General features: G+C 70.7%; 7 protein-coding genes and 1 pseudogene. 3 read left to right on the forward strand and 5 right to left on the reverse strand.

Annotated elements, in window-relative coordinates:
• Positions 1-777: 777 nt before the first annotated feature.
• A pseudogene (locus tag ACFVXE_RS38055) lies at positions 778-2150 on the forward strand (molybdopterin-dependent oxidoreductase).
• A 67-nt stretch (positions 2151-2217) separates the two neighbouring features.
• On the opposite strand, the gene ACFVXE_RS38060 reads toward ACFVXE_RS38055, so the two are convergent.
• The gene (locus ACFVXE_RS38060; RefSeq protein ID WP_389678286.1) at positions 2218-3102 is read right to left on the reverse strand and encodes a LysR family transcriptional regulator; all 885 of its coding nucleotides are present in this window, start codon (positions 3100-3102) and stop codon (positions 2218-2220) included.
• A gap of 132 nt (positions 3103-3234) precedes the next feature.
• Here ACFVXE_RS38060 and ACFVXE_RS38065 point away from each other — a divergent pair, with 132 nt between their 5' ends.
• Positions 3235-4626 (forward strand): MFS transporter, encoded by a 1392-nt coding sequence (locus ACFVXE_RS38065; protein WP_389678288.1) that lies wholly within the window; start codon positions 3235-3237, stop codon positions 4624-4626.
• Positions 4627-4721: 95 nt separating this feature from the next.
• Here the strand turns inward: ACFVXE_RS38065 and ACFVXE_RS38070 are convergent, their stop codons facing one another.
• The 4 genes from ACFVXE_RS38070 to ACFVXE_RS38085 form a co-directional block, all read right to left on the reverse strand.
• Complete coding sequence (locus ACFVXE_RS38070) at positions 4722-5522, reverse strand: inositol monophosphatase family protein (protein ID WP_389678290.1); 801 nt, start codon at positions 5520-5522, stop codon at positions 4722-4724.
• A gap of 195 nt (positions 5523-5717) precedes the next feature.
• Positions 5718-5948, reverse strand: a complete 231-nt coding sequence (locus ACFVXE_RS38075; RefSeq protein WP_389678292.1) for a helix-turn-helix domain-containing protein — start codon at positions 5946-5948, stop codon at positions 5718-5720.
• Positions 5948-6640 (reverse strand): hypothetical protein, encoded by a 693-nt coding sequence (locus ACFVXE_RS38080; protein ID WP_389678294.1) that lies wholly within the window; start codon positions 6638-6640, stop codon positions 5948-5950. Before ACFVXE_RS38080 ends, ACFVXE_RS38075 begins: the two co-directional genes overlap by 1 nt.
• Before the next feature lie 259 nt (positions 6641-6899).
• Positions 6900-7883: a CehA/McbA family metallohydrolase gene (locus ACFVXE_RS38085; RefSeq protein WP_389678296.1), complete on the reverse strand. Its 984-nt coding sequence runs from the start codon at positions 7881-7883 to the stop codon at positions 6900-6902.
• Positions 7884-8195: 312 nt separating this feature from the next.
• Here ACFVXE_RS38085 and ACFVXE_RS38090 point away from each other — a divergent pair, with 312 nt between their 5' ends.
• Positions 8196-8939: a thioesterase II family protein gene (locus ACFVXE_RS38090; RefSeq protein WP_389678298.1), complete on the forward strand. Its 744-nt coding sequence runs from the start codon at positions 8196-8198 to the stop codon at positions 8937-8939.
• Positions 8940-9066 lie beyond the last annotated feature (127 nt).

Here is a 9066-nt window from a genome sequence, read left to right on the forward strand (position 1 = left end):
TTAATAAACCTCCTACTTTCGTCGCCCGCGTATGTTGTTTATAATCCACTGGGTTCTAGGAGAACCCGCCTGGGGCCGCCCCCCGCGTCGCGCCCCCCGCAGGGGGAGTCTCCTCACGGCGGGTCTCCGGGGGCCGATCCGTACCGCTCCCGAGCTCGACGGCTGAGCCGAAGGGGCGCATGCGGAGCCCGGGCAGATTGAGCCAGGACGGCGGCCCGAGCCCGTCGGCGCGCCCGCCGTGCAGCAGCAGTACCGCCGCCAAGGGCGCATCCGGGGCGGCGGACACCTCCAGCGGGCGATGTGCGTCGCGCCGGTCGGCCCCGCCACCGGCGCCCCTCAGCCCTGCCGAACGCGCCCAGTGCCCGCACGAGGCCGCCCCTGATCTTCGCAGGGAATCCCGGCCTTCGGGCCGGGCGGGAATGAACTCCCACATCCGGTGGAAGGTCCGGTACCGCCGACCCGCTGCGCACGCATGGACGACGGTCGGCCCCGCCGTGTCGCCGCTCACCCCGGTCACCCGTCGACGTTCCACGGTCGTCTCTCCCTGTTCCCACGCCCGCCCCCGGATTCGGTGCGGCGCGCTCTGCCAGGGACTCGGAGCAGCACCGCGTACGGATTGCTCCCTGCCGCCCGGTCCACCTCGACACGTGCGGACGCCGCCGCGCGCGGACTCGGTCAAGTCGCCGACCGCGCACCACTCGTCCGAACCGGACAGGGGCGGCGACCGAGGGCCCATCGATCGGGCGACGGGCCAATCCGGCCGGCGACCGGCTCCGAATGACGGGTGTGACGATCTCCCGAGCAACTCCGACCCGCTACGCGCTTGCCGCGCTCGGAGGTCTGCTGGCGGGCTTAGCCGCGCTCACGGTGGCCGAGCTCGCGTCGGCGGCCGTCAGGCCCGAGGCGGGCCCGGTGACCGCAGTCGGTGGCGCGGCGATCGACCGCACCCCGGTGGGCGTGAAGGACTGGGCGATCCGAAATTTCGGTATGCATGACAAACTCGTCCTGCAACTGGGCATCGTCGTCGTGCTCGGGCTCTTCGCCCTCGCCGTCGGCGTGATCGCCCTGCGCCACCGGCGCCCGGGTTCCGCAGCCGTGCTCGCCTTCGGTGTGATCGGTGCGGCAGCGGCCGTGAACCGCCCGGACTCCACCGGCCCGGCCGACGCACTGCCCTCGCTCGTGGGGGCCGTTGCCGGAGCTCTCCTCCTCTACGCGCTGACCGGCAGACTGGCGGTACGGCAGGCTTCCACCGACCCGGTCGGGTGGGACCGGCGCGGGTTCCTGCTCGCCGCGACCGCGGCCGCAGCCGCATCCACCGGCGCAGGAGCGCTGGGACGCGGCCTGAACAGCCGGCGCGGCCGGGAGGCTGCCGCATCGCGCTCCGCGGTCCGCCTGCCCGCCCCCGGATCTCCCGCACAGCCGATCCCCGCCGGTGCGCACCTCCGGGTACCGGGGATCGCGGCCCCTACGTCGGCCATGCGCGCTGGATCGGGGTGCGACTGGCCGACCTGCTCAAGGAAGCGGGTGTGAGGCCGCCGTCCAGGGGAGGGCCTGCCGACCAGCTGATCGCCCGGTCCGTGGACGGGATGACTCTCGGGACACCGGTCGACGATGTCATGGACGGCCGGGACGCGATGCTCGCCGTAGGCATGAACGGAGAACCGCTGCCCCTCGCCCACGGCTTCCCCGTACGCATGGTCGTTCCGGGCCTCTACGGATATGTCTCGGCCTGCAAGTGGATCGAGGACATCGAACTCACGACCTTCGACGAGTACGACCCGTACTGGGTGAAGCGCTCATGGGCCCGCAGGGCGCCGATCAAGACCCAGTCCCGTATCGACACCCCCAAACCCTTCGCGCGGCCCCGAGCCGGAACGGTCATGGTCGCCGGGGTGGCCTGGGCCCAGCACCGTGGGATCGACAAGGTCGAGGTACGCGTCGACGACGGCCCCTGGCAACGGGCGCAGCTCGCCGAAGCGAGCACCGTCGACACCTGGCGGCAGTGGTCGTTCCCGTGGAAGGCGACCGCCGGCGGCCACACCCTGACCGTGCGTGCAACCGACCGGACCGGCGAGGTCCAGACCGAGAAGCGCACCACCGCCCCGGACGGTGCCAGTGGCCGGCACTCCGTCGTGGTGACCGTCGAATGACCGCCTCCCGCGCCCCCAGCCGCCTGTCCTCCGTCTCCCTCGGACCCCATTTTCCTTTCGCTGCCCGTCAGTTCGGGTGAGCCGCGGCGTACAGGATCTCGCGCATCCCCGGCAGGGACTCGTGGTCCTCGCGCCAGACCAGCCGGAGGCTGAGATCGGGAACCCGCAGGTCCAGTCGGACCAGCGTTCCGGAGCGGAGGCTGTCGGCCACCGCGAACCGGGGCAGCAGCGAGATCCCGAGTCCGTGCTCGGCCCATGCGCGCATCACCGGAACACCACCGGCCCTGATCCGCTCGGGGCCTGGGCCGAGGATCCGTTGCGCCGCCATCCGGAACGAGCACGCCTCGACGTTGACCAGGAGTCGTTCGTGCGCGAGGTCCTTCGGCGACAGGCCGGTCCGGCCGGCGAGAGGGTGCTGCGGGGCGGCGACCAGCGCGAGCGGCACCGGATCGAGATCGACGAAGGCCAGTGGTCCGGCGGGGGCCGGGAAGCCGAGGCCGCCGATCACGTCGCCCACGTCCAGCAGCAGAGCCGCTTCGAGACGACCCGCGATCACGTCGGCCAGGAGTCCGTCGCGCGCGCGGTCGGAGTGGATCTCGACGTCGAACTCGGGCCGCCGCTCGGCGAGACGGGCCAGAACACGGGGCACGTAGAAGCCGGCGAGTGATTCGAGTGCGCCCAGCCGCAACACCTGCCTGCCCCCGCGTACGTCGCGCTCGGCGCGCTCGGCCTGGTCGAGGAGGCGTCGGGCCCATCCGAGCAGCCGCCGGCCAGCTGCCGTGGGCTCCATTCCGTCGGGGCGCCGCGTGAACAGTGTGACGCCGAGCGACTTTTCGAGGGTCCTGATCTGCTGCGACACCGACGACGGTGCGAGGTCGAGTGCCCCGGCGGCGTCCGTCACCGTCCGGTGCCGCACGACTGCCTCGAAGGTCCTGAGTTGGCGTAGCTCCACGCACGGCGGCAACTCCCCGGAGCATGCGGAAATTCCGCACGCGGCGTGCGGAAGCAGCGGTGGAGCAGCAGTCCGTCGCACCACACAGTGGGGCGCGTCACCGTCCCCTTCCGTCGGAGAGCTGTCTCAGCCATGTCCCTTGCCCGCACGCCGATTTCCACGGCGCCACGTCGGATTCCGGCCCGCACCCGCTGCCTGATCGGCATCTCGCTGGGCTACTTCATGGTCCTGCTGGACATGACGGTCCTGTCGGTTGCGGAACCCGACCTCGCATCATCCCTGCACACCTCGGTCGCCGGGCTCCAGTGGGCCACCACCGGATACACCGTGGCGTTCGCCGCACTGCTGCTGTCCGCAGGAGCGGTTGCCGACCGGTACGGCGCCCACCGTGTCCTCCGCTCCGGAATCACGGTCTTCACGCTGGTCTCCCTGCTCAGTGCGGCCGCGCCGGACCTGAAGAGCCTGGTCGCGCTGCGGGTGGTCCTGGGAATGGCCGCCGCGGCCTGTGTTCCGGCCTCGCTGGCGGTGATCGCCCGGCTCTACCCACAGCCTGCGGAGCGCGCCCGAGCCCTCTCGGTGTGGGCGGCGATCAGCGGTGCGGCGGTCGCAGCCGGGCCGATCGCGGGCGGTGCGCTTGTCGACGCGGCCGGATGGCGGTCGATCTTTCTTGTCAACGTGCCCATCGGCCTGGCGGTACTGGCGCTGACGGCAGGACGGACGATGGTCTGTCCGCGCGGTGAGAGCCGCATCAGTTGGCTCTCCCAACTGGCAGCAGCCGTGGTGTTGGCGCTGTTCACCGACGCGGTGGTGGCCGCCGGCGCCCGCGGATGGATCCACACCCTGTGCTCCTCGGCGGCCGCAGCGCTCTCGGTGATCGTCTTCGTGGCACTGGAACGGCGCAGCCCGGTCCCGGTCCTGAACCGGGCGCTCCTCCGGGAGGACCGGGTACGTGCCGGGCTGCTGGCCGGAGCGGCGGTGAACTTCGCACTGACCGGGGGCCTCTTCGTACTTCCGCTGGTACTCCAACAGCGTTACGGCTTCGGTCCGTTGGAAACCGGTCTGGCGTTCCTGCCGCTCACTCTGCCCTTTGCGGTCAATCCACCGTTCACCGGGCGGATGGTGGCCCGTGTCGGACCGCGCCGCCCCGTACTGGGCGGCCTGGCGCTGCTGGCGGCCGGCGGGGTGGTGCTGGCGGCGGCGGTTCATGCCGCGGGCGGGTATCCGTTCATCGCCGCGGGTCTGCTGATGACCGGGCTCGGCGTCTCGTACGCACTCCCGGCACTGGTCGCGGCCGTCGTCGGCGCAGCGCCGGAAGGGACGGCGGGATCGGTCGGTGGTCTGCTCAACGCCGTGCGTCAGGCAGGCGCCACGCTCGGCGTCGCGGTCATGGGAGCCGTCATCACCTACGGCGCGGACCGGGCACTGCTGGCGTCGGCGGCGGCGTGCGCCACAGCCCTCGTCGTCTTCGCCCGCACCGGCGGCCGAGGTACGCGAGGCCGGCAGGATCCGGACAAGAGGCTGTAGGAGAGGGCCCCGACCCAGGTCAGCCGGCCACTCCTCCCGCGCAGTGGCCGGAGCCGCCCCACATGCCTCCACCTGATCCTGCGCTCACAGGGAGGTCATCTCCGGCTGCGGACCACCGACATCAGCAGCTCGTGGGTCTCGGCGTCCGCGGCTGCCACCAGGCCGTGGCCTCCCTGCCCGATCGGAGCGCCGTCGATGCCGGTGACCACGCAGCCGGCGGCCAGGCAGAGCGCGATACCGGCGGCGAAATGCACACTCCCGGACAGGTCGTCACCATCAGTGACGTACGCGGCACGCCTGCCCGCGGCGACCCAGGTCAACGCCAGCGTCGTGGACACGACCCGCGGTCGGAACCGCTCGACGAACTCGGGATCGGCCAGCAGGTCCACGGCCCGGAACCCGGGCGCGCTCGGGAACGGCGGATCCAGGTTGACGTCGACCAGCCGGGTGGCGGGCGTGGGCGCCAGTCGCACGTCGCCCCCCTCGTGCCGCAGCCAGGCCGTTTCGCCGTCCGTGCAGAAGGTCTCGCCGCTGAACGGGTCGACCACCGCCGCCGCCCCGCCGCGCAGCGCCACGTTGACGGCCACCAACATGTTGCCGACGGCGTAGTTCAGCGTGCCGCACAGGGGATCCACCAGCCACTGGCGCACAGCAGCGTCGACGGCGCCCTGCTGTCCGCCCTCCTCTCCGAGCACCGCGTCATCGGGCCGAGCAGCACGTATGACGTCCAGGATCATCCGCTCGGCCTCCACATCCGCCGCGGTGGCGAAGTCACCGGCTCCCTTGTCGATACGGGTGAGCAGCCGGCCGTACATGGCGCGCACCACGTCCGCGCCGGCACGCGCCGCGGCGATCGCGACCTCGGTGTCGTCCGTCTTCACAACTGAGTTGATCACACCGCAGAGAGTATCGAGCGATGCGGTTCCCGCGGCCGGTACGTCATCGTCGCGCCCGGCCGGCGGAGCGTACGGCTCGCCGCCGTGCGAGCGCGATCGGGAGCCACCGTGACGCCCGTACTCCGTCGACGGCGTGACCGTCAGCGCGGGCGCGGGCTGTCCGGAAGGGCTGTCGGCGGGCGCTCGCCCCCCGTCTCAGGGGCTCCGGTAGGTCAGCAGGTCGCCGGGCTGGCAGCCGAGGACCTCGCAGACGCGGGTCAGTGTGGTGAAGCGGATCGCACGGGCCCGGCCGTTCTTCAGGACGGAGAGGTTCACGTTCGTCACGCCGGCCCGGGAGGCAAGCTCCGCCAGGGTCATGCCGCGCTCGCTGAGCATGCGGTCGAGATGGACCTCGATCGCGTGGCTGTCGTTGTCGTCCGACGTCATCACACCGTTCCTTCCAGATCCTTCCGCATGGACACCCCGGCGCGCATGATGCGGGCGAACGTGAGGAGGCCCAGAGCCGTGAGGACGAGCGCGTACGGCGGCTGCCAGTCTCCCATCCAGCTGTCGGCGTCGAAGGTCTGGTCCTGGGCCAGGGCTGCCAGCAGCGCCGCGTGCGCGCCGGATTCCACGACCGCCGCGACCAGACAGCCGACCAGCAGCCACCAGCCGGCGACCCGCAGGTGCTGTGCCGTCCAAGCGGTGAAGACGCCCCGGCGTGAGGCGCCCCGTATCAAGCGGTTGAGCAGGAAGAGGATGCCCAGGAGGAGCAGCCACGAGGGGAAGCTGCCGAGGAAGTCGTACATCCTCTGGGCAGTGTCTGCGTGGTCGGTGCAGTACGACGGGCGGACCATGGTTCCGACCCCCGCACGGGGCCCGAACATGCTGGTGAACCCGTCCGTGCTGTATTGCGATCGGGACTCGGCGCATACGTGCGGACCGCCCCACATCAGGTGCAGCTTGGTGCCGGCCAGAGGTCCGACGGCGCCGACGACCAGACTCGCGAGAAGCAACCGGTAGGTGCCCCGGACCACGGTGGCCACCGGTTGCAGCAGCCGGGCCTCGGCGCCGTCGCTCACCGGCGCTGCTGTGTCCAGCAGTTCGGACTCCTCGGTGTTCTGTATCTCCGCAGGCATCAGCGACCACCCCTTGTATCGAATATCGATGTTATCGAAGAACGATAGGGTCGATGGTGTTTCCGGTCAACACCTCTGAGTACTCGTCAGTCGATGGCGTCCTTGAACGTCCCGTGCCCCACATGGACTTGAAGGTCTTGCCGTGCCCCCTCCCGGGCCTCCGAGGCGGATGTACGGGCGATCGGCGCGGGTACACATCACTTGGCCCTCGGGGGGCGGAGACGGTACTCCGTCGACCGCGGCAGGCGCGGCAACAGGTTCAGGTCAGGATGATCGGATTGGTGAGCGCCGCCATGTTCCGGTCCGGGTGCCGTACTTCGATACGGACGAAGGCGGAGTCCCTCGCGGTGGTGAGCCACTCGGCTGTGCCGGCGCCGTGGCCGGGCAGCGAAGTGCGGTGGACTGTGCCCAGGTCGGTGTGGAAGCTGACGGTCGCCGAAGGGGCGCCGCATATGCGCGCCCGCACGGCGGCCCTCGCCCCGAAGGTCTCGAGGTGTCCGCCCACCCCCGCGAGGTGTCCGCCCGCGGTGGCAGTGAGCGACACCTCGACGGCCGCCGACTCGGCGATCCAGCTCCGCCCCGCGCGGATGCCGTCCAGAACCGCCCGGGTGCTCAACTCCTCGGCGAGCACCACGGTGTGCGGGATCCCGATCTGCCCCTCCAGATGGGTGTCGCTGTTGCCCATCGCCGGCCGCCACCGCCCCATGGGTGCGTCCACGGCCAGCGCGCTGCCCCATTCGGCCAGTGCCGCCTCGTTGTCGGCGTTCCAAGGACGGTCCGACGTCCACAGCCCGTTCCACACCTCGACCACGTCGAAGCCCTGGTACGGGTAGCTGAAATCGCCCGACGGGTACGGGGCGTGCGGGTGCGCTGCCACACACAATCCGCCGACTCCGTGCACCTGGGCGAGATGCCGGTCGACCAGCCCGTCCCGTGCCCCGTACTCCCAGCCGATCACCTGCCCGGGTCCGATCCCCAGAGCGAGCCAGTGCCCCGCCTCGGTCGTCACCTCCTCACCGAGCACCACCAGAAGGTCACCCCCGGCGTGGGAGGCCCAGGCGCCGTGGGCGTCGGCCGTGTTGTGTTCCGTGGTCGCGATGAAGTCGAGCCCCGCTGCCCGTGCACCGGCTGCCAACTGCTCCGGCGTGAGCTCGCCGTCGGAGTGCACGGAATGGACGTGGCAGTCCCCGCGATACCAGCTCCGCCCTCGGCCGGCCGCGCACAGCGGCGGATAGTTCGACATCGGTCACCCTCTCCCACGGCGTTGCCCTGCCCACCGAACGCGAGCAGCTCCCACCGCTTACCCCGAAACACCCCCGTTCGGCAACCGGCGAATTCGGAAGGGCCGTTGGAGGTCACACCCGCAACGCCGGCACCATGCGACCGGCAGGCCGGAGCTGTCCACGGGCTGTCGTGGGGCCTGGTGGAAGGGAGTGTGCGGACCGAGTCCCGGGTGGTAGAAATGACGGCGGACCATCCATGCGTCGGCTTCGACGGCACGCGATGTCTTTGCCGGCCTGATCGGTCGAAATTCTGTCTCCGGTGGGGGTACGGCGTGAGCAAGTGGGTCCGGCGTTTCCATCCAGGACCGGATGCTCCGGCGCGCTTGCTGTGCTTTCCGCATGCCGGCGGGTCGGCGAGTACCTATCGGCCTCTGTCCACCGCTCTGAAGGGGCATGTGGAGGTATGGGCCGTGCAGTATCCGGGGCGGCAGGACCGCCTCGGCGAGCCGTGTGCGCAGGATCTGGACGAGATCGTCGAAGCGACGCTGGACACGCTTGCGCCGACCCTCGCCGATGGTGGCCCCATCGGACTGTTCGGGCACAGCATGGGCACCCTGTTGGCATTTGAGGTTGCGCGCCGCCTCGTCAAGGAGGGCACGCCTCCCGCTGTGCTCTTCGTGTCGGCGGGGCGAGGGCCGTCACTGGGCCGGCCGGCCGGTATCCCCGGACTCCACGATGCCGGCGACGAGGCGATGCTCGAGGAGGTGCGGTTGCTCGGGGGCACGGAGAGCGAGTTGCTCGACCATCCGGAGCTGCTGGATCTCGTCCTGTACGCACTGAGGGCCGACTACGCGATGATGGGCAGGTACGAGTATCGACCCGGGCCGGTGCTCAGTTGCCCGGTGATCGCTCTCGCCGGTGACAGTGATCCTCGTGTCCCTGTCGAGAGCATGCGCGCCTGGGCGGAGGAGACATCCGGCTCCTGTGACCTCCATGTTCTTCCCGGCGGGCACTTCTACCTGGAGGCGCAGCTTGCTCCGGTGGCGGAACACATCCGGGCGGCGATGCGGAAGTAGGCACGTGGGAGGTGCCTGCTCGGACACTGCCCCTAGGGCCTTTCGTTTGGATCAGGCTGGATCAGGGAGCGGGGTCTGGTGCCGTGCATCGCAAGGCGGAGGAGGGAGTCATGGCGGAGCCCTGACG

This window comes from Streptomyces sp. NPDC058231, assembly GCF_042882275.1.
GTDB lineage: Bacteria > Actinomycetota > Actinomycetes > Streptomycetales > Streptomycetaceae > Streptomyces.

What these genes read in the sequence shown, in the direction of transcription:
- ACFVXE_RS38065 (WP_389678288.1), top strand. Translation starts at nt 3,235, where the DNA reads ATGTCCCTTGCCCGCACGCCGATTTCCACGGCGCCACGTCGGATTCCG.
- ACFVXE_RS38075 (WP_389678292.1), bottom strand. Translation starts at nt 5,948, where the DNA reads ATGACGTCGGACGACAACGACAGCCACGCGATCGAGGTCCATCTCGAC.
- ACFVXE_RS38080 (WP_389678294.1), bottom strand. Translation starts at nt 6,640, where the DNA reads ATGCCTGCGGAGATACAGAACACCGAGGAGTCCGAACTGCTGGACACA.
- ACFVXE_RS38085 (WP_389678296.1), bottom strand. Translation starts at nt 7,883, where the DNA reads ATGTCGAACTATCCGCCGCTGTGCGCGGCCGGCCGAGGGCGGAGCTGG.